This window comes from Mesorhizobium escarrei (assembly GCF_935825525.1).
GTDB lineage: Bacteria > Pseudomonadota > Alphaproteobacteria > Rhizobiales > Rhizobiaceae > Mesorhizobium > Mesorhizobium escarrei.
Map to the genome: position 1 here is coordinate 1 of NZ_CAKXZT010000079.1, position 26758 is coordinate 26758.

24 protein-coding genes are annotated in these 26758 nt (G+C 62.3%); 18 read left to right on the top strand and 6 right to left on the bottom strand.

Annotation, left to right across the window (positions count from 1 at the left end; all coding sequences use genetic code 11):
• Positions 1–353 precede the first annotated feature (353 nt).
• Positions 354–2033 (bottom strand): tetratricopeptide repeat-containing sulfotransferase family protein, encoded by a 1680-nt coding sequence (locus tag NMG80_RS05130; RefSeq protein WP_254017142.1) that lies wholly within the window; start codon positions 2031–2033, stop codon positions 354–356.
• Positions 2034–2174: 141 nt separating this feature from the next.
• Here NMG80_RS05130 and NMG80_RS05135 point away from each other — a divergent pair, with 141 nt between their 5' ends.
• From NMG80_RS05135 to NMG80_RS05175, 9 genes are all read left to right on the top strand, one after another.
• Positions 2175–3287 (top strand): pyridoxal phosphate-dependent aminotransferase, encoded by a 1113-nt coding sequence (locus NMG80_RS05135; protein WP_254017143.1) that lies wholly within the window; start codon positions 2175–2177, stop codon positions 3285–3287.
• Between the two features lie 236 nt (positions 3288–3523).
• Positions 3524–4171: a TetR/AcrR family transcriptional regulator gene (locus NMG80_RS05140; RefSeq protein ID WP_254017144.1), complete on the top strand. Its 648-nt coding sequence runs from the start codon at positions 3524–3526 to the stop codon at positions 4169–4171.
• Between the two features lie 61 nt (positions 4172–4232).
• A complete protein-coding gene (locus NMG80_RS05145; RefSeq protein WP_254017145.1) occupies positions 4233–5396 on the top strand; it encodes an isovaleryl-CoA dehydrogenase in 1164 nt (387 codons plus the stop codon).
• 84 nt (positions 5397–5480) lie between these two features.
• Positions 5481–5867, top strand: a complete 387-nt coding sequence (locus NMG80_RS05150; protein WP_254017146.1) for an AbrB/MazE/SpoVT family DNA-binding domain-containing protein — start codon at positions 5481–5483, stop codon at positions 5865–5867.
• Positions 5864–6247 (top strand): type II toxin-antitoxin system VapC family toxin, encoded by a 384-nt coding sequence (locus tag NMG80_RS05155; protein WP_254017147.1) that lies wholly within the window; start codon positions 5864–5866, stop codon positions 6245–6247. The genes NMG80_RS05150 and NMG80_RS05155 overlap by 4 nt, the downstream gene beginning before the upstream one ends.
• A 4-nt stretch (positions 6248–6251) precedes the next feature.
• Positions 6252–7859, top strand: coding sequence for a carboxyl transferase domain-containing protein (locus NMG80_RS05160; RefSeq protein ID WP_254017148.1), 1608 nt, complete (start codon positions 6252–6254; stop codon positions 7857–7859).
• A 2-nt stretch (positions 7860–7861) separates the two neighbouring features.
• Positions 7862–8404, top strand: a complete 543-nt coding sequence (locus NMG80_RS05165) for an O-acetyl-ADP-ribose deacetylase (protein ID WP_254017149.1) — start codon at positions 7862–7864, stop codon at positions 8402–8404.
• 177 nt (positions 8405–8581) lie between these two features.
• The gene (locus NMG80_RS05170; RefSeq protein WP_367185924.1) at positions 8582–8887 is read left to right on the top strand and encodes a hypothetical protein; all 306 of its coding nucleotides are present in this window, start codon (positions 8582–8584) and stop codon (positions 8885–8887) included.
• Positions 8888–9073: 186 nt separating this feature from the next.
• Entirely contained in the window at positions 9074–11032 is a 1959-nt protein-coding gene (locus tag NMG80_RS05175; RefSeq protein ID WP_254017151.1) for an acetyl/propionyl/methylcrotonyl-CoA carboxylase subunit alpha, read from the top strand.
• Between the two features lie 115 nt (positions 11033–11147).
• On the opposite strand, the gene NMG80_RS05180 is transcribed toward NMG80_RS05175, so the two are convergent.
• Together NMG80_RS05180 and NMG80_RS05185 are read right to left on the bottom strand one after the other, a co-directional pair.
• Complete coding sequence (locus NMG80_RS05180; protein ID WP_254017152.1) at positions 11148–12269, bottom strand: branched-chain amino acid ABC transporter substrate-binding protein; 1122 nt, start codon at positions 12267–12269, stop codon at positions 11148–11150.
• Between the two features lie 479 nt (positions 12270–12748).
• Positions 12749–13015, bottom strand: a complete 267-nt coding sequence (locus tag NMG80_RS05185) for an SEL1-like repeat protein (protein ID WP_027152750.1) — start codon at positions 13013–13015, stop codon at positions 12749–12751.
• Between the two features lie 462 nt (positions 13016–13477).
• Between NMG80_RS05185 and NMG80_RS05190 the strand changes: the two genes are divergently transcribed.
• The 5 genes from NMG80_RS05190 (at position 13478) to NMG80_RS05210 (ending at position 17243) form a co-directional block, all read left to right on the top strand.
• A complete protein-coding gene (locus NMG80_RS05190) occupies positions 13478–13822 on the top strand; it encodes a DUF2147 domain-containing protein (protein ID WP_254017153.1) in 345 nt (114 codons plus the stop codon).
• Positions 13823–14106: 284 nt separating this feature from the next.
• Positions 14107–14256, top strand: coding sequence for a hypothetical protein (locus tag NMG80_RS05195; RefSeq protein ID WP_254017154.1), 150 nt, complete (start codon positions 14107–14109; stop codon positions 14254–14256).
• Between the two features lie 35 nt (positions 14257–14291).
• Positions 14292–14486: a hypothetical protein gene (locus NMG80_RS05200; RefSeq protein WP_254017155.1), complete on the top strand. Its 195-nt coding sequence runs from the start codon at positions 14292–14294 to the stop codon at positions 14484–14486.
• Positions 14487–14614: 128 nt separating this feature from the next.
• On the top strand, positions 14615–16075 hold the full coding sequence (locus NMG80_RS05205; RefSeq protein WP_254017156.1) for an AMP nucleosidase: 1461 nt from the start codon (positions 14615–14617) through the stop codon (positions 16073–16075).
• 106 nt (positions 16076–16181) lie between these two features.
• On the top strand, positions 16182–17243 hold the full coding sequence (locus tag NMG80_RS05210; RefSeq protein ID WP_254017232.1) for an endonuclease/exonuclease/phosphatase family protein: 1062 nt from the start codon (positions 16182–16184) through the stop codon (positions 17241–17243).
• A 121-nt stretch (positions 17244–17364) separates the two neighbouring features.
• On the opposite strand, the gene NMG80_RS05215 is transcribed toward NMG80_RS05210, so the two are convergent.
• Both NMG80_RS05215 and NMG80_RS05220 read right to left on the bottom strand, forming a co-directional pair.
• Positions 17365–17970: a DUF922 domain-containing protein gene (locus NMG80_RS05215; protein ID WP_254017157.1), complete on the bottom strand. Its 606-nt coding sequence runs from the start codon at positions 17968–17970 to the stop codon at positions 17365–17367.
• 137 nt (positions 17971–18107) lie between these two features.
• The gene (locus NMG80_RS05220; protein WP_254017158.1) at positions 18108–19787 is read right to left on the bottom strand and encodes an electron transfer flavoprotein-ubiquinone oxidoreductase; all 1680 of its coding nucleotides are present in this window, start codon (positions 19785–19787) and stop codon (positions 18108–18110) included.
• A 248-nt stretch (positions 19788–20035) separates the two neighbouring features.
• Between NMG80_RS05220 and NMG80_RS05225 the strand changes: the two genes are divergently transcribed.
• The 3 genes from NMG80_RS05225 to NMG80_RS05235 all read left to right on the top strand — a co-directional run bounded on the left by NMG80_RS05225 (position 20036) and on the right by NMG80_RS05235 (position 22620).
• Positions 20036–20680 carry a hypothetical protein gene (locus tag NMG80_RS05225; RefSeq protein ID WP_254017159.1) on the top strand — a complete coding sequence of 215 codons (645 nt, stop codon included), beginning with the start codon at positions 20036–20038 and terminating at the stop codon, positions 20678–20680.
• Positions 20681–20808: 128 nt separating this feature from the next.
• Positions 20809–21696, top strand: coding sequence for a uracil-DNA glycosylase (locus NMG80_RS05230; protein ID WP_254017160.1), 888 nt, complete (start codon positions 20809–20811; stop codon positions 21694–21696).
• A gap of 111 nt (positions 21697–21807) precedes the next feature.
• The gene (locus tag NMG80_RS05235; RefSeq protein WP_254017161.1) at positions 21808–22620 is read left to right on the top strand and encodes a helix-turn-helix domain-containing protein; all 813 of its coding nucleotides are present in this window, start codon (positions 21808–21810) and stop codon (positions 22618–22620) included.
• Here the strand turns inward: NMG80_RS05235 and NMG80_RS05240 are convergent, their stop codons facing one another.
• On the bottom strand, positions 22621–23523 hold the full coding sequence (locus NMG80_RS05240) for a DMT family transporter (protein ID WP_128172792.1): 903 nt from the start codon (positions 23521–23523) through the stop codon (positions 22621–22623). It lies immediately after the preceding gene.
• A gap of 277 nt (positions 23524–23800) precedes the next feature.
• Between NMG80_RS05240 and pepN the strand changes: the two genes are divergently transcribed.
• A complete protein-coding gene (pepN, locus tag NMG80_RS05245) occupies positions 23801–26446 on the top strand; it encodes an aminopeptidase N (RefSeq protein ID WP_254017162.1) in 2646 nt (881 codons plus the stop codon).
• Positions 26447–26758 lie beyond the last annotated feature (312 nt).

The window sequence follows — 26758 nt, forward strand, 5'->3', positions numbered from 1 at the left end:
GCTTCTGCCTCAATACCTTTCGAGCCGACAGCAAAAAGGACACCATGCGTGGCAAAATGATGCGTGCAGGCTGGAACGATGCTTATCTCTTCCAGCTCATGACTCAAATGCGATAGCCCTGCTCTCGTGGGGGAGATGTCCGGCAGGACAGAGGGGGGCGCTGTCCCTCCAGCGTCTCGAACTATTCTGCACCGCAGCAGCGCTTGGACGGAACAGGATAGGGCGTCGCTGCGCCTGCGAAGGCATGGTGGCCTGCGGCCAATCGCAGATGTCGGGCATCTGGTGGCTGAAGATCGGCTGAACCTATGCGCTTGCGACCCTCGCGACCCGCGCAATGCGGACCATCCCCCCGGTCAAATCTCTGCAAGATCGCCCAGCGATTGTATCAGCGGCTGAATTTCGTTTTCATAATTCTTCCAGCGCTTGACCGACGATCTGTAAATCGGTTGGCGAACCTGCCAGCGGCTGGGCGTGTTGACCGAACCATCCCGATCGAAAAAGCGCAGGCAGGCGTCATCCCAGGGCAGCCCGAGATAATCTATCAGGCGGCGTGACTGGGCTTCCTGGTCCTCGACCAGCGTTTCGTAGCGGTTTTCGAAGATAAGGCCCGGAAAAACCTCGTTCCAATGCTGCATCAGGCGGTCATACTCGCGATAGTACAGGCCTAGTGTTTTCAGATCGGTATTGTAGCTGTGTGCCTCGCTGAAGTTGAGAACAAAGCAGGAGACGCAATTGTCGATGGCGTCACGACGGCAATGAATGATGCGTGCGTTGGGGAAGAGAAGCCCGATTAGGCCGATCAGTTCAAAATTGTGCGGCATCTTATCCACGACGCGAAGCGCGGCAGGCGCCCGCTCCCGCAAGTAGGACAGGTGCTCTTCGGCCAAGGTTCTGGACAGGTCTTCTGTAATCGACGTGACTGGCTGGTGCAAATCTCCAGCCGATGATGTCTTGAGACCGATCGCATTCGCGACCCGCCTTAGTTTGCTAAGCTCCCCCGCACCATGAACATCGGGATGGCTGGCGCAGATCTGCTCCGTGAGCGTCGTTCCCGAGCGGGGCATGCCAACCACGAACACGGGCAGTTCGGAAGGATTTCCATAGCCGGCCCTGGCAGCCAAAAAGTCCGGCGTGAAGGTTTCAATCATCGAATCGATCCACCGACGATACAAATCTATGTCGAACTTGTAGCCGGAGGCCTGTTTCGCCCTGTTGAAATGGTCGAATGCCTCATCATAGCGCTTGAGGTCGTTCAGCACCTTGCCGGCGGCGTGATGGAGTTGCTGCGCGGCTTTCGAACCAAGTTTCGGATTGCCAAGTTCACCAAGGATGGATTGCAGCTCCTCGGGCTCCTCGGTGAACTTTCGCGTCTGTACAAGGTCGTTGTAGGCGGCCGGCACCCCAATACGGCGATCGATCGCTTCTTTCAGATAGACGGCGGCTTCATCCATACGCCCCAGGCCGCTGAGCGCGCCGGCCAGCCCGGCTCGCACCTTGGGATGATCGCGGTTGATTTTCAGCGCCTTCTCGTAAAGCGGCAAAGCCATGTCGGGCTTGTCAAACGCCGTGTAGGTGAGGCCCAATGCGCAAAGTGCTTCGATAAGGCCGGGCTGCAGTTCCAGGGCATACTGCATATGCTTGATTGCTGGCGCATACTCGCTGACCTTCACATAGGCCTCGCCCAGACTGAGGTGGTAGTATGGGTTTTTAGGTTCCTCGCCGACCGCCCGTGCGAAATATCGCAAGGCCCTCTCGTCATCGTAACCCAGGTATATGGTCCCCAGAATGTACAAGGCGAGCGGATGGTTTGGCGTGCGCGCCAGAACCCGAAGGCATAGGTCCTGGGCCTCGTCGAGCCGCTTGGCCTGCTGAAAGGCATATGCCTGTTTCAGCAGCGCGTCGTCGGCCTGCGCACGCGATTGGGCGTTGCCTTTCTGCGGGCTCACTAAAGGCTTCGCTATCGGCACCTTCGCTTTCGGCGCGGGTCCGGGCTTGATGTGCTTTGACCAGGCAGGTGGGAGTCGATTGTTCATGATATCTCGCTTGCAAGAAGAAATATCTCGCTAGCAAAAAGTGAGGGGGGAATCCAGCATGCTGGCTCCAGCCAAGGCGGGAGCTTGCGCGGCCACCTGTGCCGCGCTAGCAAGAAGGCCCTTTTCGAGCGAGCCTTTGCCATGCGCCAGCGCCCTCCCCTCACGCCGATCATCAGCGCGCTACCTTCGACGGTGCCGTTTGTCGGCCCGGAGGCGCAGGAGCGTGATCGCGGTCGCGCCTTTCGCGCCCGTATCGGCGCCAATGAGAGCAGTTTTGGCCCCTCGCCGCGCGTCATCGCCCGCATGGCCGGCATCGCCGGCGACATGTGGATGTATTGTGATCCAGACAATCACGATCTGAAGCTGGCTGTTGCCGCGCATCTTGGCGTTGGCGTCGAAAACGTGGTGGTCGGCGAAGGCATAGACGGGTTGCTCAGCCTGGTGGCGCGCATGCATGTGGCGCCGGGCGACGCGGTGGTCACCTCGCTCGGCGCCTATCCGACCTTCAATTTCCATATTGCCGGCGTCGGCGGCCGGCTGGTCGCGGTGCCTTACGAGAACGACAGGGAAAGCCTCGACGGCCTGTTGGCGGCGGTGCGCAACGAAAATGCGCCGCTGGTCTATCTGTCCAACCCGGACAATCCGATGGGCAGCTGGTGGGAGGCTGCGGAGCTCATCCGCTTCATCGAAGCCCTGCCGGAGACCACCATGCTGGTGCTCGACGAGGCCTATGGCGAATTGGGCCCGGCCTCGGCGCTGCCGCCAATCGACGTGTCGCGGACGAACGTCATCCGCATGCGCACCTTCTCGAAAGCCTACGGGCTGGCCGGCATCCGCTGCGGCTATGCGGTGGCCGACGCCCAGGCGATCCGCGATTTCGAGAAGATCCGCAACCATTACGGCGTCAGCCGCATGGCGCAGATCGCTGGCGTCGAGGCGCTGGACGATCAGGACTATCTGCAAAGCGTGGTGGCGCGGGTCGCTTCCGGCCGCCGGCGCATCGCTGAGATCGCCGAGGCCAATGGGCTGAAGCCGCTGCCCTCGGCAACCAATTTCGTCACTCTGGACTGCGGCGGCGACGGCGCCTTTGCGCTGAAGGTGCTGCAGGCGCTGCTGTCGCGCGATGTGTTCATCCGCAAGCCGATGGTGCCGGTTCTCGACCGCTGCATCCGGGTCAGCGTCGGCCTCGGCCACGAGCTCGACATTTTTGCCGAGCAGCTGCCGGGCGCGCTGGCGGCGGCACGGGGGAACTGAAAGGCCGAACAGACGCGCGCTCTTCCTTCTCCCCTTCTTGTGGGAGAAGGCGGCCGAGCGAAGCTCGGTCGGATGAGGGGTGTTCCAGCTTGGCACCGACGGCGCTCCGTCCAACACCCCTCATCCGGCTCGGCGCTACGCGCCGATCCACCTTCTCCCACAAGGGGAGAAGGGAAGACCACTGCTTGAATTAATTGAACGTTCGTTTTATTATCCGCCTCCTCAACGAGGTTTCCATGGCGCGCACGACCGGTTCCGACGGCGAAAAGACCGAAGCAGCGGTCCGCGAGGCGGCGGTCAGCCTGATCGCGCGCCTTGGCTATGAGGCAATGTCGATGCGCCAGCTGGCCGCCGAGGTCGGCGTCCAGGCGGCGGCGCTCTACCGTTATTTTCCGACCAAGGAAGACCTGTTGTTCACGCTGATGCGCGAGCACATGGCAGGGCTGATCGAGGCGTGGGACGCGGCGCGCCCGGCCGCGGCCGATCCGGCGACCCGGCTCGCCGCCTATGTCGAAAACCACATCGCCTTCCACATCGAACGCCGCCATTCCACCCATGTCTCGAACATGGAATTGCGCAGCCTGTCGCATGACCGCCTGACGCAGATCCTCAAGCTGCGCACCGCCTATGAGAAGGAGCTGCGCGTCATCTTGCGCGACGGCGCGGAAGCCGGTGTCTTCGACGTCGAAGACACAGGGCTGACAGCCATGGCGCTGATCCAGATGATGACCGGCGTTATCGTCTGGTTCCGGCCGGGCGAGCGGCTATCGATCTCGGAGGTAACCGCCACATATCTTTCAATGACGATGCGCCTGGTTGGAGCAAAGGCCCATGGCGGGACAACGACCTGCAGCGCCGCAGCCGGCGAGCAAAGGACGCTGTAGCATTTTGATTTTGCGCCCTTCCCGAAATTGAATTTCGGGGCCGTGCGCCGGGAGGAAAGGCATGTACACGCACACACTCAACTTCGGGCTCGACGAAGACATCGAAGCGCTGCGCGACCTGGTGCGGCGCTTCGCCCAGGACAAGATCGCCCCGATCGCCGCCGAGATCGACCGCTCGAATGAATTTCCGGCGCATCTGTGGGCCGAGCTCGGTGGGCTCGGCCTGCTCGGCATCACCGCCGATCCGGATTTCGGCGGCACCGGCATGGGCTATCTCGCCCATGTCGTCGCGATGGAAGAGATTTCGCGCGCCTCGGCCTCGGTCGGCCTGTCCTACGGCGCCCATTCCAACCTCTGCGTCAACCAGATCAATCGCTGGGCAACGCCGGCGCAGAAGCAAAAATATCTGCCTGTGCTGTGCAGCGGCGAAAAGGTCGGCGCGCTGGCAATGTCGGAATCCGGCGCCGGCTCCGACGTCGTGTCGCTCAAATTGCGTGCCGAAAAGCGCAACGACCGCTACGTTCTCAACGGCACTAAGATGTGGATCACCAACGGCCCGGATGCCGAAACACTGGTCGTCTACGCCAAGACCGATCCGGCGCTCCAGTCGCGCGGCATCACCGCCTTTATCGTCGAAAAATCGATGGCCGGATTTTCCGTCGCGCAAAAGCTCGACAAGCTCGGCATGCGCGGCTCCAACACCGGCGAACTGGTTTTTTCGGATGTCGAAGTGCCGTTCGACAATGTACTGCATGAGGAAGGGCGTGGCGTCGAGGTGCTGATGTCGGGTCTCGACTACGAGCGCACGGTGCTCGCCGGCGGCCCGCTCGGGCTGATGGCGGCGTGCCTCGATGTGGCGGTCCCCTATGTGCACCAACGCAAGCAGTTCGGTCAGCCGATCGGGGAGTTCCAGCTGGTGCAGGGCAAGCTCGCCGACATGTATACGACGATGAACGCCGCGCGCGCCTATATCTATGCCGTCGCCGCTGCCTGCGACCGCGGCCAGGCGAGCCGCAAGGACGCCGCCGCTTGTGTGCTGTTCGCCGCCGAGAAGGCGACGCAGATGGCGCTCGACGCCATCCAGCTGCTGGGCGGCAATGGCTACATCAACGACTATCCGACCGGCCGGCTTCTGCGCGACGCCAAGCTCTACGAGATCGGCGCCGGCACCAGCGAGATCCGCCGTTGGCTGATCGGGCGGGAAATCATGGCGGAGGGGGTCTAATGGCGCTATCTGCGGAATTTGCCATTCGTGAGAACTTGTGCCATATTTTCCAGAATATGACATATTTCTGGAACGAGGCGGACCATGAGAACGGAAAAGGCTGGGTTAGACGAGAATCCGCAAACGCGCTTCGACGCAGAAGCTCAAAAAACTCCGCTCCGGGTGCCAGCGAAACGCGAGCGCGTCAGACTTGGCGAGGGGGGGCGTTTCGTCATTCCGGCTGCAATGCGCGAGGAGATGGGCGTGAAGCCTGGTGAAGACTTGATCCTTCATGTCGAGAACGGCGAGTTGCGGGTAAGGTCGTGGCTTCGAAATCTCAGGCGCGTCCAGGCCGAATTGTCAGCGTTGAAAAAGCCGGGCGAAAGTGTCGTCGACGAATTTCTGAAGGAGCGGCGGGAAGAACAGCGCCGAAGCGACAAGCGTTTCGACCGGCTGCATGCCGAAGGAACGGCGAGAAAGGGAGCGAAGTGAAACCCTACGTCATGGACAGCTCGGCGGCGCTTGCGATCCTGCTCAACGAGAAAGGCACCGACATTGCCTTGGGTTTCGCGCCGGATGCGCAATGCAGCTCCGTCAATGCAGCCGAAGTCATCGCCAAGCTGATCGACAAGGGACGCAGCATGGAAGAGGCCGCTGACGACCTCGCCAGCCTAGGCATGCCGGTCGCTGTTTTCGATGAAATGATGGGCATCGTCGCCGGTCAGCTTCGCGAACTGACGCGGCATCGCGGCTTGTCGCTGGGCGACCGGGCCTGCCTAGCGCTGGCAATTCGCGAGAATGCCATTGCCGTCACCGCCGACCGCGACTGGGGCGACCTCGATATCGGCTGCAAGATCGAACTGATCCGGTAACATCATGCCCACCCTCACTTCGCAGATCTCACCCGCCTCCGCCACCTTCCGCGCCAATGCCGAGCGCATGCGGGCGCTGGTCGCCGACATTGCAGAAAAGGTGGCAACCGTCGAGCGTGGCGGCTCGGAGGAAGCGCGTGAGCGCCACCAGAGCCGCGGCAAGCTTTTGCCGCGCGAGCGCCTTGCCCAGCTGCTCGACACCGGCTCGCCATTCCTCGAGATCGGCCAGTTCGCCGCGTGGTCGATGTATGGCGAAGACATCGCATCGGCCGGCATCATTACCGGTATCGGCCGCGTCGAAGGCACCGAAGTCATGGTCGTTGTCAACGACGCCACGGTGAAGGGCGGCACCTATTATCCGCTGACGGTGAAGAAGCATCTGCGCGCCCAGGAGATCGCGCTGCAGAACAGGTTGCCTTGCGTCTATCTGGTCGACAGCGGCGGCGCCAACCTGCCCAACCAGGACGAGGTGTTTCCCGACCGCGACCATTTCGGCCGCATCTTCTACAACCAGGCCAACATGTCGGCTGCGGGCATTCCGCAAATCGCCTGCGTCATGGGTTCGTGCACGGCGGGCGGCGCCTATGTGCCGGCGATGTCGGACGAGACGATCATGGTGCGCAACCAGGCCACCATCTTCCTTGGCGGCCCGCCGCTGGTGAAGGCCGCCACCGGCGAAGATGTCAGCGCAGAGGAACTGGGTGGCGCCGATGTGCACACCCGGCTTTCCGGCGTTGCCGACCATTATGCGCTGGACGACGAGCATGCGCTGGCGATCGCGCGCCGCATCGTCAGGAACCTCAATCGAAAGAAGCAGATCGGACTGGCACTTCGCGATCCGACCCCGCCGCTTCATGCAGCCGATGAGCTCTACGGCATCGTGCCGACGGATCTGCGCCAGCCCTATGACGTCCATGAAGTGATCGCGCGCATCGTCGACGGCTCCGAGTTCGACGAGTTCAAGCAGAACTATGGCACCACGCTGGTCACCGGCTTTGCCCATCTTGAGGGCATGCCGGTCGGCGTCATCGCCAACAACGGCGTGCTGTTCTCCGAAAGCGCGCTCAAGGGCGCGCATTTCATCGAGCTGTGCTGCCAGCGCAAGATCCCGCTGATCTTCCTGCAAAACATCACCGGCTTCATGGTCGGGCGAAAATACGAGGCCGGCGGCATCGCCAAGGACGGCGCCAAGCTGGTGATGGCCGTCGCCACGGCCCGCGTGCCGAAGGTAACCATGATCATCGGCGGCTCGTTCGGCGCCGGCAATTACGGCATGTGCGGACGCGCCTATTCGCCACGCTTCTTATGGATGTGGCCGAATGCCCGCATTTCGGTGATGGGTGGCGAGCAGGCGGCCACCGTGCTGGCCGTCGTCAAACGCGAGGGGATCGAGCGCAAGGGCGGGCAATGGAGCGCGGAGGAGGAGGCAAAATTCAAGAAGCCGATCCTGATGAAATACGAGCATGAAGGCCACCCGCTGTATTCCTCCGCCCGGCTCTGGGACGACGGCATCATCGATCCAGCCAAGACGCGCGAGGTGCTGGCGCTCAGCCTATCAGCCGCGCTGAACGCCGGGATCGAGGAGACAAGCTTCGGCGTGTTCAGGATGTGACGATGAGCGAGGTCGACCCCAGGATTCGCGTTCATATCGGCGACATCACCAAGCTGCCGGTCGATGCCATCGTCAACGCCGCCAACACCTCACTTCTGGGCGGCGGAGGCGTCGACGGTGCAATTCACCGTGCGGCCGGCCCCGAACTCCTGGCCGAATGCCGGACACTCAATGGCTGCAAGGTCGGCGACGCAAAACTCACCAAGGGTTACAGGCTGCCGGCACGCTATGTCATCCACACGGTCGGACCGGTTTGGCAAGGCGGCGGCAAGGGCGAAGCCGAGCTGTTGGCCTCCTGCTATCGCCGGTCGCTCGAACTCGCCGCCGCCAAGGATTGCCAGATCGTGGCATTTCCGGCGATCTCGACCGGTGTATACCGGTATCCAAAGGACCGGGCGACGCAGATCGCCATTGGCACCGTGAGCGCCTTTATCAGCCACAACGCGGTTCCGGAAACCGTCATTTTCTGCTGCTTCGAACAGCGAACGGCGGAACTATACCAGCAGGCGTTGCTGCGCCTGACAGAGCGCGAACGGCATAGGTAAGAAAATCCCTTCATAGTTTTCACACTTATTTTAATTCCCCGATCTGGCCAGACGAAAGAATCGCGGTTATTGCTTATCGCAAATACCAATGGGGATTGGGCGAAGATGAGACTGCAGATATTTCATAAAACAACTGTGTCGGTACTTGCGGGGTTGCTTATATTAGTAGCGCCTGGCGTGGGAGCGGCGGAATCGCTGGCGGGGAACAAAGGCGACGGCCGTTTCGCCGTCAATTTTCCGCCAGGTTCGACCGGAGATTGCCCGAAGGCCTACAAAGCCTATGTCGCGGCCAGCGGCCATTCGGCCTATGCGACGACCTTCTATTCGCGCGTCAGCGACCTCTATATCATCTGTGGCTCCAAGCTCAACGCACCCTCGCAACAGGCCGCGGAAGAGATTGCGTTGCGAAATTGCCAGGCCGGCTTGACGAGGTGGAAGCTCAAGACCACGGCCGGCGGCTGCGCCATCGCCGCCTCCAAATAGGTTGCAGCAGCGACGGGCGCAAATACCAGTGGGACGGGCGAAGATGAAACTGCAACGTTTTCAGACGTAGGCAGGCCTGGCTTACCGATCCTTTGACAACGGCCGGACCGCAAAGCAGGGTGTTGCCACAGCTCGGGTGAAGGAGCATTCGCGCCGTTGGCGGTAAGCTCTGGCTTTGGAGGTCCCATGTTCGCCAAAATCCTGATCGCCAACCGCGGCGAGATCGCTTGCCGGGTGATCCACACGGCACGTAAGCTGGGCGTGCGCAGTGTTGCCGTCTATTCCGACGCCGACGCGGGCGCCTTGCATGTCGAGAAGGCCGACGAGGCGGTGCATATCGGCCCCTCGCCTGTCGGCGAAAGTTATCTGCGCGGCGACAGGATTGTCGCGGCGGCTTTGGCCACCGGCGCCGAAGCCATCCATCCCGGCTACGGTTTTCTGTCGGAAAACCCTGATTTCGTCGATCAGGTGACAGCGGCCGGGCTCGTCTTCATCGGCCCGTCGGCCGCCTCGATCCGCGCCATGGGGCTGAAGGACGCGGCCAAGCGGCTGATGGAGAAGGCCGGCGTGCCGGTCGTGCCAGGCTATCACGGCGAGGCGCAGGAGATCGTGCTGCTCGCCTCCAAGGCACGCGAGATCGGCTATCCCGTGCTGATCAAGGCGCGCGCCGGTGGCGGCGGCAAGGGCATGCGGCGCGTCGAACATCCCGACGACTTTTCCGAGGCGCTGTCGGGTGCGCGGCGCGAGGCCAAGGCCGCTTTCGGCGACGACCGCGTCCTGGTCGAGAAATATGTCGAGAAGCCGCGCCACATCGAGGTTCAGGTTTTCGGCGATATCTTCGGCAATGTCGTGCATCTCTACGAGCGCGACTGCTCGGCGCAGCGCCGCCACCAAAAGGTCATCGAGGAAGCCCCCGCCCCCGGCATGACGCCGGCATTGCGCAAGGCGATGACGGAGGCGGCGGTGAAGGCCGCCAAGGCGATCAACTATTCCGGCGCCGGCACCATCGAGTTCATCGTCGACGCCTCGCAAGGGCTGAAGGCCGACCGCTTCTGGTTCATGGAAATGAACACCCGCCTGCAGGTCGAGCACCCCGTCACCGAAATGGTCACCGGCACCGACCTGGTCGAGTGGCAGTTGCGGGTGGCGTCCGGCGAAAAGCTGCCGAAGACACAGAGTGAGATCACGCTCTCCGGACACGCCTTCGAGGCGCGCATCTATGCCGAGGACGCGGCAAAGGGTTTTTTGCCGGCGACCGGCACGCTGCATCACCTGAAGTTTCCGGATACAGCGCCCGAGGGCGCCAGCATGCGGATCGAGACCGGCGTGCGGACCGGCGATGCTATCTCGCCCTTCTACGACCCGATGATCGCCAAGGTGGTCGTGCACGGCAAGGGCAGGCAGGCGGCGCTCGGAGCCCTGGGCGCAGCTCTTTCGCAGACGGAGATCGCCGGCTCGACCGTCAACACCGCCTTTCTCGCCGCCCTCGCCGCTGACGCGGATTTTTCGGCAGGCGACGTCGACACCGGGCTGATCGACAGGCACCAGCAAGCGCTGACCGCAGTGCCGCCGCCGAGCAGCGAGATCGTCGCCGCGGCCGCGCTTGCGGCGTCCGGCGCCGAGGGTCAGGCGCCGACCCGCGATCCGTGGTCGTCGCTTGCCGGCTATGCGCATTTCCACGCGATCACGCGGCGCACGCGGCTTCGCTACGGAGAGGACGATATCCTCGCGCTTGTGTCGATGCGGCCGGACGGGCGCTTCCAAGTGGCACTGGACGCACCTTATGACAGCGCGCTTGATCTTCGCGCTGCCCGTCGCCTCGCCAGCTGGCCAGGTCATGTCACAGTCTTTTCGGGTGCTGTCGGCTACAGCTTCGCGGTGCCGGACCCGTTGGCAAAGGCCGACGAAATCGCCGCCGGCGCCGACAGCCTGCGCGCGCCGATGCCGGGTCTGGTCAAGCTGGTGCGCGCGGCAAAAGGCGAAGCCGTCATCAAGGGCCAGCCGCTTTTGATCCTGGAAGCGATGAAGATGGAGCACACGATTTCCGCCACTCATGACGGGACGATCGCCGAGATCGCAACAGAGGGCGCGCAGGTCACCGACGGGACGGTGCTGGTGCGTTTTGCCGAGGAAGCCCACAGCTGACCGCTGTTCATCCACGAGGCGACGTCGGAAGACACGCTCCACAAACGCATGCCCAAAATGAAAATGGCCGGATCTGCCCCGGCCATCTCCGATAATCGCTAGGCGACGCCAGCCATTACGGCTTGATCGGCGCGTATTTGCCGTCGTGCCACTGGTTGATGTCGTAGCTGACATTCTTGAGGTCGCCCTTTTCATCGAAAGTGACAGGGCCGACGACGGTGCTGATCGGCTCACCGTTCTTCAACGCTTCGGCAACCTTGGCCGGGTCGTCGCTGCCGGCGCGCTTGATACCCTCGGCAAAGGCCTGGATCACGGCATAGGAGAACAGCGTAAAGCCCTCGGGCACGAAGCCGCCCGCCTTGATCTTTTCGATAGCCTGCTTGGCTTCGGGCTTCGCCTGCGGATCCGACGGGAAGACGAACATGGTGCCTTCGCCGGCCGGGCCGGCAACCTGCCAGAATTCCGGCGTGGCAATCGAGTCCGGCATGATCAGCTGGAACTTGAAGTTCTGTTCCGCCGACTGGCGAAGGATGAGGCCGGCCTCTGGGTGGTAGCCGCCGAAATAGACCACATCCGCCTTCAGCTCCTTGAGCTTGGTGACAAGCGCCGAGTAGTCCTTTTCGCCGGCGTTGATGCCCTCGTAGAGGATCTCTTTGAGACCGTTCTGGTTCATCGTTGCCTTGACGGCGTCGGCCACGCCCTGCCCATAGGCGCTCTTGTCATGCATGATGACGACCTTCTTGCCGGCGTATTTCTTGGCGATCCATGGACCGATGAAGGCGCCTTGCGCATCGTCGCGCGTGTAAAGGCGCATGATCGTCGGCCAGCCGGCTTTCGCCGCCGCGTCCGTCAGCTCTGGGTTCGACGAAGCCGGACTCATCATCAGCGCACCGGCTTCGGCATAGACGGCCGAGGCCGGGATGCTCGAGCCCGAGCAGGCATGGCCATCGATGAACTTGACGCCGTTGGCGACGATGCGGTTGGCGACCGAAACCGCCTGCTTCGGATCGCACTGGTCATCCTGGACGTCGAGCTTGATCTGGCGGCCGTCGACGCCGCCGGCGGCGTTGATCGCATCGGCGGCGGCTTGCGCGCCCTGCTTGAACTGATCGCCGATGGTGGCAAGCTGTCCCGTCATCGGTCCGACCACCGAAAAGGTGATGTCTTCGGCGATGGCAACCGGCGCACTCATCACCAGGCCGACGATGGCCGCGCTCAAAATAACCAACTTTTTCATGGCGATACAACTCCTCCACTCGCGCACGGCCGCTTCGGCCGCGCCTCTTCCAGAATAGGTGGGAGAATTTCACCCCTCGCCAAGCCTGTCTAGGCGCATCGGCGGCACTCGATTGGGCCTGCCGCCTTTCTGTTTGACATGATCTTTTTCCAAAAACCGGTTTCCACTTTTGGGATCATGGTCCGAAGACGCAAAAGCCGCGCCGGCCTTGTTCCGGCCGGTCGCGGCATTTGTCGATCGAACAATCCCGAACGCTCCCACGCGCGCCCCGAAAACCGCTCGCCTTCCCTGTCCGTCGCGCAGCTTGGCCGTATCCGGTCTGCAGCGTTCTTGTCATTGTTGGTCCGGCCGTCTTGCGCGGCCTTGGTCTTGCCGGTCCGGCCGTCTTGCGCGGCCTTGAAGCGTCCCTGTCAGTGATCTCAATGCCTGATGAACGAAGAGGCCCGATGAACTGAGGGCCTGATGAACTCAGGTCAGACTTAGTGCATCGTCATCCATTCGCGGGCTTCGCGCAACGCCCTGGCGATCTCGACCTTCGACATGGCCGCCGACAGTTCCGAGCGCAGTTCCGCTGCCCGGACCGAGCCCTTGATCGCAGCGATGTTGAACCATTTGTGGGCGGCGACGACATCGGTCTCGCAATCGCGGCCGGTCGCATACATCATGCCCAGTTCGAAAAGAATGTCGGCCTGGGCAGTTGCCCCCATGGCGCCGAAGCCGGCTTCAGGCATTTCAAAACGTGCCATTTCAATCCCCTGTTCTAGCCCCTGTCAGGCTCCCGAGAGCTGCGTCGTTCTGTCCCTTGGAGACCCTTGGGGCGGCCGCTCTTTCGATGCTTTCGAGAATGAACCGAAGGCTTGAATCCGTCGTTAAACGTCGTGCTTAATTTGAGGAAAACAAAGCTAAAACAAGAGGTAAACGCGGAAATTCATTAACGATGCAAAACCAGCAATTGCGCCGGTTTGGGCTAAAATTGACGAAAATTTGCGAGGCGAAAATCAAGACTCCGCTAACCACGGGAGACAAAGCCAGCACGCAAGGCGTTTCATTTCTCGCTGACCAGACCGCTTCGGGCGGCCGGAAAATCCCGAAGTCTTCCGCAGCGGCACCGCTTTTGTTTTGCCGGGAGGTGGATTAGCTTACGTTTGCGTAAGAGGCAGACTGGCGGGGCGCAACATCCGTCCGGATGTCCCACAGGGAGGAGAAACATGTTTCGCAAAATCAGCATGGCCGTTGCGGCCACATTGATCATGGCCGGCACGGCTTGGGCCGACCCGATCGAAGGCAACTGGAAAACGCAAGCCGGTTCGACCGCCGCCATCGCGGGCGGCGGCGGCGCATTTTCCATCACGCTCAAATCTGGCAAGTTTGCCGGCAAGCGCATCGGTTCGTTCAAGGTGTCCGGCGCCAACAAATATACTGGGACGATAACCGACCCGGAGACCGACAAGACCTATTCGGGCAAGGCCTCGGTCTCAGGCGCTTCGCTCAAGATGAGCGGCTGCGTACTCGGCGGGCTGATCTGTAGGAGCCAGACCTGGCACAAGCTCTGATCGTTTCGACTGCACCAAAATGAAAACGGGGCCGCGAAGGCCCCGTTTTTGTTCGCGCCTCTGTGTTTGGGCCACCGATCGATCGCGCGGGCTGCGCCTACTGCGCCCTAACAGCAATTTTTGCGCATCCTTCGTCCCCTGTCGGCGAGATTTGGGTCGGCAAGATTTGGTGGACGGTTGGCAGCCGGCACTCCGTCTAAATTTGAACCGCAGATGAACGCCGGCATCAGAACCGGTTCAGTTGCATCAGGGCATTCTCATGCGTGTTGAAGGAGAACCACGCCATGTTCGCCCGCCGCTTCACCATCGTCTGCCTGCTGATGAGCCTGTTCGGCATGTCGTTCGCCATCCTGGTTGCCGAGGGGCGCCCGGCCCGCAACTGGGACCAGGCCAATTCCTGCCGGTTCGGTTGCCCGAGCCACCTTCGCCATTGACGCCGACAAAAACCCTCAGAGAGAAGCAACAAGCCATGAACCGCATCGTCGCCAACGCCCTCAACACCCTTCGGCTTGTGCCGCGGGCGACGCTCATCCTGATGGTTCTTGCAGCGCCGGTTCTGGCCGTGCCCACGATGCGCGCCGATGCCGACTTGATGATCGAAGCGCCAGCGCTGAAGAAGACCGGCGTCGGGTTTGTGCTGTTGGTCAGCCTGCGGCGTGGTTAGGCAATCTGCCTTCATCGAAACCATTCAAAATAAAAACGACCCTTCGGCCCCCTCCCAACCGCATCTCCAAGCCTCTATATTGGGTCATGGAAAAGCGAATCTATCCCCAAGCCATAGACTCAGTCGTGATGCCGGAGCCGTTTGGCCGGCAGATCTTCAATGATGCAGGAAAGGCCGTCGCGGCCTTGCAGGCGCTCTACGACCGCAACACCAAATTCCTGCGCGATTCGTTTACGGCGCTCGCCGCAGGCGGCAACAACAACAAGCGCTACCGGGCGTTTTATCCGGAGGTCGGTGTCACCACGACTTCGTTCACCCAGATCGACTCGCGGCAGGCTTACGGCCATATGCCGACGCCCGGGCATTTCTCGACCACCATAACCCAGCCCGCCCTTTTCGAACGCTATCTCATCGAACAGCTTCGCCTGATCATGCGCAATCACGGCGTTCCGGTCACGGTTTCAGAATCGACGACGCCCATTCCGCTGCATTTCGCGTTCCTGGAAGGCTCCCATGTCGACGGCGCGGCAGCCGAGCGCATCAGGCGGCCGATCCGTGACCTGTTCGACGTGCCGGATCTCGACGGCACCGACGACCAGATCGCCAACGGCACGTTCGAAGTTGCGCTAGGCGAAGCCAGGCCATTGGCGGCGTTCACGGCGCAACGCATCGACTACTCGCTGCACCGGATGTCGCACTACACGGCGACCAGTCCCCAGCATTTCCAGAATTTCGTGCTGTTCACCAATTACCAGTTCTACATCGACGAATTCGTCGCCCGTGCGCACGATCTGATGGCGAAAGGCGGCGGCGGATACGTCGAATTCGTCGAACCGGGAAACGTCGTCACCAAGGCTGGACAGAGCGCGCCCAGCCATGGCGTGGCGCCGCTTCGCCTGCCGCAGATGCCGGCCTATCATCTGAAGAAGCCGAACCATGGCGGCATCACCATGGTCAATATCGGAGTCGGCCCCTCAAACGCCAAGACGATCACCGACCACATAGCGGTGCTCAGGCCGCATGCCTGGGTGATGCTCGGCCATTGCGCCGGCCTGCGCAACAGCCAGGCGCTGGGCGACTATGTGCTGGCGCATGCCTATGTGCGGGAAGATCATGTTCTGGACGACGACCTTCCGGTCTGGGTGCCGATCCCGCCGCTGGCCGAAATCCAGGTGGCGCTGCAGGAGGCAGTCGCCGAAGTCACCGGCCTTTCCGGCTATGACCTCAAGCGTATCATGCGCACTGGCACCGTTGCCACCATCGACAACCGCAACTGGGAGTTGCGCGACCAGCGTGGGCCGGTGCAGCGGCTGTCGCAATCACGGGCGATCGCGCTCGACATGGAGTCGGCGACGATCGCCGCCAATGGCTTCCGCTTCCGCGTACCCTACGGTACGCTGCTTTGCGTCTCCGACAAGCCCCTGCATGGCGAATTGAAGCTGCCAGGCATGGCGACCGAATTCTACAAGCGGCAGGTGGCACAGCATTTGACCATCGGCATCAGAGCGATGGAAAAACTGGCCGAGATGCCGATGGAACGGTTGCATTCGCGCAAGCTCAGAAGCTTTTCGGAGACGGCGTTCCAGTAGCACCGCTCGGCCTGCGACCTTGGCAACAGCGCGGCAGAGCATCTCGTAAGCTTGATTTGGGCTGCATTTCTGCCGATAAGCAAAGTAGATGGCACGCGCTCGAAAGATGATAATGTCGGCGGCATTCGTAGCAATGCTCGTCTTCTCGTTTGCGCTGGTGGCCGGGTTTTTCGGAACGCTGCATCCGGCCTTCGATTCCTTCGCTCATTTCCGCGTCCATCTTGCCGTGCTGATGGCGCTTTGCGCGCTGCCGCTGCTGGCGACCTCGTTTCGCCTGCAGGCGGCCACGGCGCTGCTCTTTGCGGTGGCTGCCTTTGCCACCACCTCGGACGCCCTGTCGGTGCCCCGCCTGTGGCCGGTCCAGGCAGCCTACGAAGCCGAGGCCGGCGACCAATCGGTCTACCCCGGTGATCACGCGGTCCACCCCGGTGACCAAGCGGTCTACCGCCTGCTGCAGATGAACCTGCGGTTCAACAATCCAACGCCTGAAAAAGTACTGTCGCTGATCGGCCGGACCCAGCCTGATGTGATCACGCTCAACGAGGTGTCCGACATGTGGAAGGCGAAGCTTGGCCTTCTCGCCAGCGCCTACCCCCACCGGATCCTCTGCCCCTACCCCAATGGCGTGTTCGGCGTTGCGCTGCTGTCCAGACGGCCGTTTGCCGCCACCACGCAACCGCGCTGCGATGGCCGCGGCGCGATGGCCATGGCGACGGTCGATTTCGGCGGAACCGACGTCGACGTCGCCGCCTTGCACCTCACCTGGCCATGGCCGCGCAACCAGCCACGGCAGATCGGCGGATTGTCGGGGGAGTTCGCCTCGCTCGGCGAGACATCGATCATGGCATGCGACTGCAATGCCGTGCCGTGGAGCGCCGCCGTCCGGCGCGTCGCAAGTCTTGGCAAGCTGACCGTGGCGCCTTCGCCGGGGCCGACCTGGCTCCCTATCAAGCTGCCGGAATTCCTGCGCTTCGCCGGCCTGCCGATCGACCTTGTTTTCAGCAAGGGCGCGGTTCTCATCCATTCGGTGTCGGGGCTGGAAAACACCGGCTCCGACCATCTTCCGGTGATGGTGGAGTTCTCGCTCAGGCCGGAACAGAAGAAGCCGGTCGACGAACACGAAACCGCGACGGCATCTGTGAGACAGAACGGCAGGACCCGAAGCTGAGCCCCTAAAGCGCGTCGGGCCGCATGGATTCATGCGACGCGCTTTAAGTTCTTGGTTTCATGCATGTCGTTACCGCAAAACCGCTGCGCACCCTCGAGGGCATGCTTTTGCGCGACATGCATTACTGCTTGCGCAACAGCGCCCTGATGAGGTGCTCGACATGGCCGCCGTCGCGATGCTCGCGCGCGTCGAAGGCGTTCTGTTTCGCCTCGTATTCGGCATAGACGGCCTTGATCCGGCGCCTCGCCTCGCGGTGCGTCTTGCTGCAAAACAAGTTGTCGGCGAACTCCAGTCCAGTGATCGATCTTTCGGTCGCCCGCATCATTGTCTTGGCGATGCGGCCATGGTTATGCTCGTGAGCACGAACGCCCGCGAAAAACCGCTTCCAGCGCTTCTGCAGCGCCGGTGTCGCGGCTGAGGCCAAACGCGGCAAGGTGTAGGTGAGATCGAGTGTGCCATTGGCCTGCCGCAGACGGCAGACACCACCATCCCTTATGACGTCAAGGTCCCAGTTTACGGTATAGGCGGTCAGCGCGATGGCGTGCGTCATGAAGCCGTGCCGCTTCGGACCGTTGCGGTCCATAGCTTCGATCAGGGCGGCGCCCGTGGTTCCAGTGATGTCATAGCTCCGGGTCTTGACCAGCACCTTCGTGTCAGCCAACGCCGACGGCGCGAAGCCGCACAAGCCACCAATCGCCACAAGGCACGTCAGAACCGCCAGGCGCATGGTCATCTCCCCGGGTCAGGAGGAAAGGGAACCACAAGCGCCGCGCCGCTTCAACTTCTTTTAGACGCCGCACATATAATAGGCTTTACGGGCTTTCATTTGGTAACGTCGAGACGGCCGGCAGCCGTTCTGGCGGACTACATATTCTGGTAGACAGGTCCTTCGCCTCCTTGCGGCGGCACCCAGGTTATGTTTCGGTTCGGGTCCTTGATGTCGCAGGTCTTGCAGTGGACGCAGTTCTGCGCATTGATGACGAAGCGCACGTCCTTCGCTGCGAGATCGGCGGCGGCGTTGCCATCCTTGTCGACCCATTCGTAGACGCCGGCCGGGCAGTAGCGTGTCGAGGGCCCGGCATAGACATCGTGTTCGGAACGCTGCTGCAGGTCCATATCCGCGACCACCAGATGGACAGGCTCGTTTTCCTCGTGGTTGGTGTTGGAGAGGAACACCGAGGACAGGCGGTCGAAGGTGAGCACGCCATCCGGCTTCGGATAGGCGATCTTCTTATGCTTGGCGGCCGGCTCCAGCGTCGCATAATCGGCCTTGCCGTGCTTCAGCGTGCCAAAAGGCGAGAACCCGAACAGCGAATTCAACCACATGTCGAGGCCGCCTATGCCGACGCCGACGACGGTGCCGAAGCGCGACCACAATGGCTTGACGTTGCGCACCTTCTTCAAATCCCTGCCGATGTCGGTCGCCCGCCATGCCGCCTCGTAGGAAGCCAATTCGTCATTGCCGCGGCCGGCACCGATCGCCTCGGCGACATGCTCGGCCGCCAGCATTCCGGAGAGCACGGCATTGTGCGAACCCTTGATGCGCGGCACGTTGACGAACCCGGCAGCGCACCCAATCAGCGCGCCGCCCGGGAAGGACAGTTTCGGCACCGACTGCCAGCCACCCTCGGTGATGGCACGGGCGCCATAGCCCAGCCGCTTTGCGCCCTCGAACGTGCCCCTGATCGCCGGGTGGGTCTTGAAGCGCTGGAACTCGTCGAACGGCGACAGATAGGGGTTGTTGTAGTTGAGGTGGACGACGAAGCCGACCGCGACCTGGTTGTCCTCCAGATGGTAGAGGAAGGAGCCGCCGCCGGTCTTCATGTCAAGCGGCCAGCCGAAGGAGTGCTGGACAAGGCCTGGCCGATGGTTCTCCGGCTTGACCTGCCAGAGCTCCTTGAGACCGATGCCGTATTTGCCGGGCTCGCGACCGTCGGAAAGATGGTACTTGGCGATCAGCTGCTTGGCCAGCGAGCCGCGCGCGCCCTCGCCGATCAGCACATATTTACCCATCAGCGCCATGCCCGGCGCGAAGCCCGGGCCATGCGTGCCATCCTTCTCGACGCCCATGTCGCCGGTGACAACGCCTGTGACCGCGCCCTCGTCACTGTAAATGAGGTCCACGGCGGCAAAGCCCGGATAGATCTCGACGCCAAGCGCCTCGGCCTTGGTCGCCAGCCAGCGACAGACATTGCCGAGCGAAACGATGTAATTGCCGTGGTTGTTCATCAGCGGCGGCATCAGGATATTGGGCAGACGGAACGAACCGGCGGGGCCGAGGACCAGGAAATGGTCTGCAGTGACCGGCGTCTTGAACGGATGTCCCTCCTCGTCACGCCAGCCCGGCAGCAGCCGGTCGATGCCGATCGGATCGACGACGGCGCCGGATAGGATGTGGGCACCGACTTCGCCACCCTTTTCCAGGACGACGACGGAAAGCTCGGGATTGACCTGCTTGAGACGGATCGCGGCGGCGAGGCCGGCCGGACCGGCGCCGACGATGACCACGTCGAATTCCATGCTTTCGCGTTCGATCTCGCTCATCAACCCCTCACTGGCTGCCGCATTTGCGCATCTTGCTGGCTTATCCGCTGCATAGCGCATCAATTCGCGACGCGAAACCGGCGCTGACGTGACAATACCGATTTCGTTAAAAAGGTCGCGCATCGTACTACAAGATCGCGATTTGCGGTCACCGGAACATCGATCCGGGTCAAGCCATTCCAAAGAGAGCCGTTGCCCTGACGTTTTTTAATTGTTCGGCGGCTTGCTTATCGGCCATACTTCGAACCATGCGCAAATACCGGCCATCCGGCTTTTCATCGACGCGCTTTTTTTCGTCGCCCGGACGGATTTGCCGGGCGCTCGTTTTGGCCCTTTTGCCGCTGGCGTCTGTTGGCGCCCACGCCGAGCCGCAAAGGGTCTGGGTGGCCGGAGCCTACTCCTTTTCCGACGAGTTGGGCGGCTTCCGTATCACCAGCGCCTCGGGCATCGGGACAAAGGAGGACCCGCTTGTCATCACCGAAGAGCTGAATTCGGCGACACCAGTGACACTGACGATCCGCACGACGAAGCCGATCCAGCCCTTCGGCACTGCGGGCCAATTTGCCAACGGCCTCATGTATATGCGCATCGACGTGCTCAACAACAGCGGCCAGGCCTGGGTCGAGTTCCAGTTCGAGCTCCAGGAGATACTCCACCGGCCGAGCGTGTTCGGCGACGGCCTGTCGTTCGACCAGCGCAACAAAACGCCTGACAACATCGGGTCGAGCAGCTTTGCCGATTTCGATCGCGACTTCGAACCCTATGACCGGTTGCTGTTCAAGAGCGGCAAGATCGACCCGTTGAAGACAGCAAAATTCGATTACCTGATCACCGACTACACACCGCGCTGGACGTTCTATCTGGTGCAGGATCCGCGTATACCGTCGAGCTGAGCTACTTCGTCATTCCAGGGTCTTCGCAACGCCGCTTCGCTCCTGCTCCGCCCCAGGATGTCGAAATCATGAAGCATCGCGCCAATCACGATGTTGCAAATTCCTGCCGCGCAGCTGAATGTGAAAGCATGACTGCCGTTTCCCGAGACAACCGACCTGATATTGCCGACCTGCTGGCCTTCTACGCCAGCGCCGGGGTCGATGAAGCGCTCGAAGAGGAGCCGCTGAACAGGTTTGCCGAGGCTGCGTCAAAGCCGCCTGAGCGGGCGCCAGCGACAGTTACGCCGCCAACCGGTGAAAACGCAGCGCTCCCACGCTCGACAAGCCTGTCACGCGCCGGAATGGGTGAATGGCAAGCTGCGGCACCGGCGGTGCGCGCGCCGTCCGGTACGGCGACAGTGCCCGACGAGCAGCAAGCGGCATTAGCTCGCCAATTGGCGACGACGGCGACGACCCTGGACGAGCTTCGCCAGTACATGGCGGCTTTCGACGGCTGCAACCTCAAATTCACCGCCAAGAACCTGGTATTCGCCGACGGCAATCCGAATGCCGCGGTAATGCTGGTCGGCGAGGCGCCCGGGCGCGACGAGGACATCGAGGGATTGCCGTTCGTCGGCCGCTCGGGCCGGCTGCTCGACCGGATGCTGGCCGCGATCGGCCTCGACCGGACCTCGGCCTACATCGCCAATGTCATCCCCTGGCGGCCGCCGGGCAACCGCACGCCGACGCCGCACGAGACCGAGATTTGCCGGCCGTTCATCGAACGGCAGATCGAGCTGGTCAATCCGAAGGTGCTGGTCAATTTGGGCGGCCCCTCGGCAAACACCCTTCTCAACACCACAGAGGGCATCCTGCGGCTGCGCGGCAACTGGCGCGTCCACACGACCGCCGCCGGCATTGCCATTCCAGCCATGCCGACGCTTCATCCGGCCTATCTCTTGAGAACCCCCGCGCACAAGAAGCTGGCATGGCGGGATTTCCTTGAAGTGAAGGCGAAACTGCGGACGCTGGGTTGAAGGTTCGAGATTGGCTGTCATCACCGCTTTCGCCAATATCCGAAGTAGATGCTGTACCAATAACCTCCCCGGTAATTGAAATGCATCCGCTGCCGGCCTAGTCATGCGCTCATGACAGCAACCCAGACTTCCGCCGGCAGCCTCATTCGCGAATGGCGCATGCGTCGGCGCATGAGCCAGCTCGATCTCGCCATGGAAGCCGAAATCTCGCAACGGCATCTGAGTTTCGTGGAAAGCGGCCGCGCGGCACCCTCGCGCGACATGGTGCTGCATCTGGCCGAGCAGCTGTCGATCCCGCTGAGGCAGCGCAACCAGCTCCTGCTGGCCGCAGGCTTTGCCCCTAGCTTCAGCGAGCGTTCGCTCACCGATGCCTCGCTGGCGCCGGCGATGGCGGCGGTCGAGATCGTGCTCAAGGGGCACGAACCCTTCCCAGCACTGGCTGTCGACCGGCACTGGAACCTGGTGTCGGCGAACGCCGCCATCGGCCCGTTCTTGGCCAATGTCGCCGAGCCTTCCTTGCTGAAGCCGCCGGTCAACGTGCTGCGGCTCAGCCTACACCCGGGTGGCGTCGCGCCGCGCATCGTCAACCTGGCCGAATGGCGTGCGCATCTTCTCGACCGGCTGAAACACCAGAACGACGCCACTGGCGACCCGGTTCTGGTCGAACTGGAGCGCGAGCTTCGGACCTATCCGTCCGGCCTGAACGGCGCACGGCCGGTGCCGGTCGAGCCGAACGCGATCGTGCACCCGCTGCGGCTTGCGCATGGCGATGCCGTGCTGTCGTTCATCAGCACCATCACCGTGTTCGGCACGCCGCTCGACGTGACGCTGTCGGAACTGGCGATCGAATCCTTTTTCCCCGCCGATGAGCAGACAAGGACCGTGCTGGTGCGATTGGCGAACGAGCGGACCGAGCCGTCCTGATCATCCTTGCGGCGGGGTCGCCTGGCGGGTGCGGGCACGTTCAAGGCCCAGTTGCCGCTCGCGCCAGATGATGAAGATGCCCGCGGCAACGACGATCACGCCGCCGATGAGCATATGAACCGTCGGGACATCGCCGAAGGCGAGATAGCCGACAACGATGCCAAGCAGCATCGACGTGTATTCGAAAGGCGCTACGACCGAGGCCTCGGCATGTCGATAAGCTGCCGTCATCAGAATCTGAGCGAGCCCGCCGCAAAAGCCTGCAGCGATGAGCAGGCCCGCCTGCGCCGGTGTCAGCGCCTGCCAGCCGAACGGCAGCGACAGCAACGCCAGCAGGCTCGCCGTCACCGAAAACCACAGCACGATGGTTGCCGTCGGTTCGCTCTGGACGAGGTTGCGCACCAGCAGCATGGCGACGGCCGAGATCGCAGCCGCGACCAGTGCGGCGATGACGCCGAGCACCTCTTGATCGCCGAGTGCTGCGCCCGAACCCAGCAGCGTCAGTTCCGGCCATGAGATGACCAACACCCCGACCAGTCCGACCGCAACCGCGCTCCAGCGATAGACGCGGATCGCTTCGCCGAGGAAGATCGAACTGAACACCACCACCAGCAGCGGCTGTGCGTAGTTCAGCGCGATCGCTTCCGGCAGCGGCAACCGTATCAGCGCGAAGAAGCCGAGCCCCATGGCGCAGACGCCGACAACGCCGCGCGCAATGTGGTTGAGCGGGCGCTTGGTCGAAAACGCGGTGCCAAGTTTTCCCTGGAAGGCCAGGAAGACGACGATCGGAAAAATGGCAAAAAACGAGCGGAAGAAGACGATCTGGCCCGCCGGCACCGTGCCCGCCGCCTTGATGCAGGACGACATGGCGACAAAGACCGCCACCGAGACGATCTTGAGCATGATCCCTGTCAGCGTATTGTGCCCGCCGGGATGATCCGCCGGGTTCACTTGGCAGCTGCTTCCTGGTCCTCGCGACGCAGCACGGAGGCACCGACGCCGAAATTCGGTGTGACGACGGTCATGGATACCTCGCGACGATGATTGGAAAACGAGTGCCTGAAATAGGCGCTGCGCCAGTTTTGTCGAGTGACGGTTTCGTGTAAAGAGCGCGTGCTTCAAATTTCTTCGACCAGCGGATCCACCTGCCGCTGCCGGAATCGACAGGAAACCTCACGAAATGCGCACGGACACCGGCCAGGTCTTCAAGCTCGAAGACTATCGCCCCACCGACTATCTCATTCCGGAAACCGGCCTGACTTTCCGCCTGTCGCCAGAAGCCACACGCGTCACCGCCGTGCTGACGGTCGAGCGCCGCGACGGCGTCGCGGCGTCAGTACCGCTGGTGCTGGACGGCGATGGCCTGACGCTCGGCCGCGTCGCAATCGACGGCCAGACACTTGCGCCGACCGATTTTTTCGCCACGCCCGATCAGTTGACGATCACCACGCCGCCCGCGGCAGCCCGCTTCCAGCTCCTGATCGAAACCGAGCTGGCGCCGGCGCACAACGAGGCCCTGATGGGCCTCTATCGCTCCAGCAACGTCTATTGCACGCAATGCGAGGCCGAGGGCTTTCGGCGCATCACCTATTTTCTCGATCGCCCGGATATCCTGTCCATCTATACGGTACGCATCGAGGCGCCGCACCACGAGGCGCCACTGCTTCTTTCCAACGGCAACCCGGTTGGCAGCGGCGAACTTGCCGACGGCTGGCACTATGCAGTCTGGCACGACCCCTTCCCCAAGCCGTCCTATCTGTTCGCCCTGGTCGCGGGCGCTCTCGGCAAGGTCGCGGACAGCTTCGTCACTTTGTCCGGCCGCGAGGTCGAGCTCGGCATCTTTGTTGAGCCGGGCAAGGAGCGGCTCGCTGGCTACGCCATGGACGCCCTGAAACGGTCGATGAAATGGGACGAGGAGGCGTTCGGCCGCGAATACGACCTCGGCGTCTTCAACATCGTCGCCGTGTCCGACTTCAACATGGGCGCGATGGAGAACAAGGGCCTCAACATCTTCAACGACAAGTATGTGCTGGCCGACCACGAGACCGCAACGGACGCCGATTTCGCCAATATCGAGGCGATCATCGCGCACGAGTATTTCCACAATTGGACTGGCAACAGAATCACTTGCCGCGACTGGTTCCAGCTTTGCCTGAAGGAAGGGCTGACGGTTTTCCGCGATCACGAATTCTCCGCCGACCAGCGATCGCGAGCGGTGAAACGCATTGCCGAAGTGCGCACGCTCAAGGCACATCAGTTTCCCGAAGACCAGGGACCGCTGGCGCATCCGGTGCGACCGCGCCGCTACCGCGAGATCAACAATTTCTACACAGCGACAGTCTACGAAAAGGGCTCGGAAGTGGTGCGCATGATCCGCACCATTCTCGGCGCCGAGACGTTCCGGGCCGGCATGGATCTCTATTTCGAGCGCCATGATGGCGAGGCAGCAACGATCGAGGACTTCATCAAGGTGTTCGAGGATGTGTCCGGGCGCGACCTCTCGCAATTTTCGCTCTGGTACCATCAGGCCGGCACGCCCAATCTGACCATCAGTTCGACCCACAATGCGGCGGCCCAGGAATTCACGCTCGAGATCGAGCAGTCGGTACCGCCAACGCCGTCCGAAAGCCGCAAGCGGCTGATGCATATTCCGCTGGCCTTTAGCCTGGTCGGCGCCGACGGCAAAGCAATAGAATATAGCGGCGTCGAGGGCGCCAGCGTCGAGGACGGCGTCATCCATATCCGCAAGCGCCGGCACATGGTGCGCTTCTCGGGCGTCGCCGAGCGCCCGGCGATGTCGCTCAACCGCGGCTTCTCGGCGCCGGTGACGCTTTCCGTCGAGCAGAGGGCCGACGATCAGTTCTTCCTTGCCGGCCATGACAACGATACCTTCTCACGCTGGCAGGCGTTCAACACGCTTTTGACCGAGGTGCTGATCTCAGCCTTCCGCCAGGTCCTTGACGGCAGGCAGCCAGGTTTCGCATCGCGGTTGATCGAACTTGCCGGCAAAATAGCCGGCGACGAGACACTCGAACCGGCCTATCGGGCGCTGGCTCTGGCGCTTCCGAGCGAAGCCGATATCGCCCGTGACATAGGCAAGAACATCGACCCCGATGCCATTTTCTCGGCCCGCGAGGCGCTGACGGTCGCGATCGCCGAGGCGAACCGCGAGATATTCTCCGACCTCTACGATCGACTGACCGACAAGGACGAGTTCAGGCCGGATGCGGCCAGCGCCGGTCGCCGGGCGCTGCGCAACACCTTGCTCGACTATCTTTCGCTGCTGCAGGGAGGTGCGGCGCTTGCGGCTCGGCATTTCCAGTCCGCGACCAACATGACCGACCGCGCCGCCGCATTGAGCGTGCTTGCGCTCCGCCATAACGGTTCGCCGGAGACGGTCAAGGCGCTTGCGGACTTCGAAGCGAAATATGCGACCGATCCGCTGGTGATGGACAAATGGTTCCAGATCCAGGCGAGCGTGCCAGGCCCGCAAACCATTCATGCGGTGCGCGCCCTGACCGGCCACCCGGCCTTCTCGATGGCCAACCCGAACCGGGTGCGCTCGCTCGTCGGCACGTTTTCCAGCGCCAACCAGACCGGCTTCCATCGCGCCGACGGCGAAGGCTACCGGTTTTTCGTCGAAACGGTCCTGCAGGTCGAAAAGCGCAACCCGCAATTGGCCGCCAGGCTGGCGACGGCACTCAGATCATGGCGCTCGCTCGAACCTGCCCGACAGGGCAAGGCAAGGGAAGCGCTGCTTTCGATTGCCAATACCGAGAACCTGTCGGCCGATTTGCGCGACATCGTCGAGCGCACGCTGGCGTGATCCCTCCCCCTTGAGGGGAGGGTGGACAGCCGCCGAAGGCGGATGGACGGGTGGGGTCGCTGCGGCAGTGCGCGGCCTCGACCGACGCCACCCGCCCCGACCTTTGATTCAAAGATGGAGCGCTTCGCCGGGGACCCCTCCCGGCCCTACGGGCCACCCTCCCCTCAAGGAGGAGCGAGATCGGCGGCTTTAGCCACTATTTTAGTCGATTTTTAATCTTTTTTCGCCCCGCCTCTGGACAAGCCGAATCACCTTTGATTCTTTAGGTGAAGATTCGGAAGTGCGGCGTCGCCGGATCGTCAAGCAGATTTA

What these genes read in the sequence shown, in the direction of transcription:
- NMG80_RS05215 (WP_254017157.1), bottom strand. Translation starts at nt 17,970, where the DNA reads ATGCGCCTGGCGGTTCTGACGTGCCTTGTGGCGATTGGTGGCTTGTGC.
- NMG80_RS05190 (WP_254017153.1), top strand. Translation starts at nt 13,478, where the DNA reads ATGTTTCGCAAAATCAGCATGGCCGTTGCGGCCACATTGATCATGGCC.
- NMG80_RS05175 (WP_254017151.1), top strand. Translation starts at nt 9,074, where the DNA reads ATGTTCGCCAAAATCCTGATCGCCAACCGCGGCGAGATCGCTTGCCGG.
- NMG80_RS05135 (WP_254017143.1), top strand. Translation starts at nt 2,175, where the DNA reads ATGCGCCAGCGCCCTCCCCTCACGCCGATCATCAGCGCGCTACCTTCG.
- NMG80_RS05235 (WP_254017161.1), top strand. Translation starts at nt 21,808, where the DNA reads ATGACAGCAACCCAGACTTCCGCCGGCAGCCTCATTCGCGAATGGCGC.
- NMG80_RS05210 (WP_254017232.1), top strand. Translation starts at nt 16,182, where the DNA reads ATGATAATGTCGGCGGCATTCGTAGCAATGCTCGTCTTCTCGTTTGCG.
- NMG80_RS05205 (WP_254017156.1), top strand. Translation starts at nt 14,615, where the DNA reads ATGCCGGAGCCGTTTGGCCGGCAGATCTTCAATGATGCAGGAAAGGCC.
- NMG80_RS05200 (WP_254017155.1), top strand. Translation starts at nt 14,292, where the DNA reads ATGAACCGCATCGTCGCCAACGCCCTCAACACCCTTCGGCTTGTGCCG.
- NMG80_RS05140 (WP_254017144.1), top strand. Translation starts at nt 3,524, where the DNA reads ATGGCGCGCACGACCGGTTCCGACGGCGAAAAGACCGAAGCAGCGGTC.
- NMG80_RS05180 (WP_254017152.1), bottom strand. Translation starts at nt 12,269, where the DNA reads ATGAAAAAGTTGGTTATTTTGAGCGCGGCCATCGTCGGCCTGGTGATG.
- pepN (WP_254017162.1), top strand. Translation starts at nt 23,801, where the DNA reads ATGCGCACGGACACCGGCCAGGTCTTCAAGCTCGAAGACTATCGCCCC.
- NMG80_RS05185 (WP_027152750.1), bottom strand. Translation starts at nt 13,015, where the DNA reads ATGGCACGTTTTGAAATGCCTGAAGCCGGCTTCGGCGCCATGGGGGCA.
- NMG80_RS05150 (WP_254017146.1), top strand. Translation starts at nt 5,481, where the DNA reads ATGAGAACGGAAAAGGCTGGGTTAGACGAGAATCCGCAAACGCGCTTC.
- NMG80_RS05165 (WP_254017149.1), top strand. Translation starts at nt 7,862, where the DNA reads ATGAGCGAGGTCGACCCCAGGATTCGCGTTCATATCGGCGACATCACC.
- NMG80_RS05220 (WP_254017158.1), bottom strand. Translation starts at nt 19,787, where the DNA reads ATGAGCGAGATCGAACGCGAAAGCATGGAATTCGACGTGGTCATCGTC.
- NMG80_RS05145 (WP_254017145.1), top strand. Translation starts at nt 4,233, where the DNA reads ATGTACACGCACACACTCAACTTCGGGCTCGACGAAGACATCGAAGCG.
- NMG80_RS05230 (WP_254017160.1), top strand. Translation starts at nt 20,809, where the DNA reads ATGACTGCCGTTTCCCGAGACAACCGACCTGATATTGCCGACCTGCTG.
- NMG80_RS05130 (WP_254017142.1), bottom strand. Translation starts at nt 2,033, where the DNA reads ATGAACAATCGACTCCCACCTGCCTGGTCAAAGCACATCAAGCCCGGA.
- NMG80_RS05240 (WP_128172792.1), bottom strand. Translation starts at nt 23,523, where the DNA reads ATGCTCAAGATCGTCTCGGTGGCGGTCTTTGTCGCCATGTCGTCCTGC.
- NMG80_RS05225 (WP_254017159.1), top strand. Translation starts at nt 20,036, where the DNA reads ATGCGCAAATACCGGCCATCCGGCTTTTCATCGACGCGCTTTTTTTCG.
- NMG80_RS05195 (WP_254017154.1), top strand. Translation starts at nt 14,107, where the DNA reads ATGTTCGCCCGCCGCTTCACCATCGTCTGCCTGCTGATGAGCCTGTTC.
- NMG80_RS05160 (WP_254017148.1), top strand. Translation starts at nt 6,252, where the DNA reads ATGCCCACCCTCACTTCGCAGATCTCACCCGCCTCCGCCACCTTCCGC.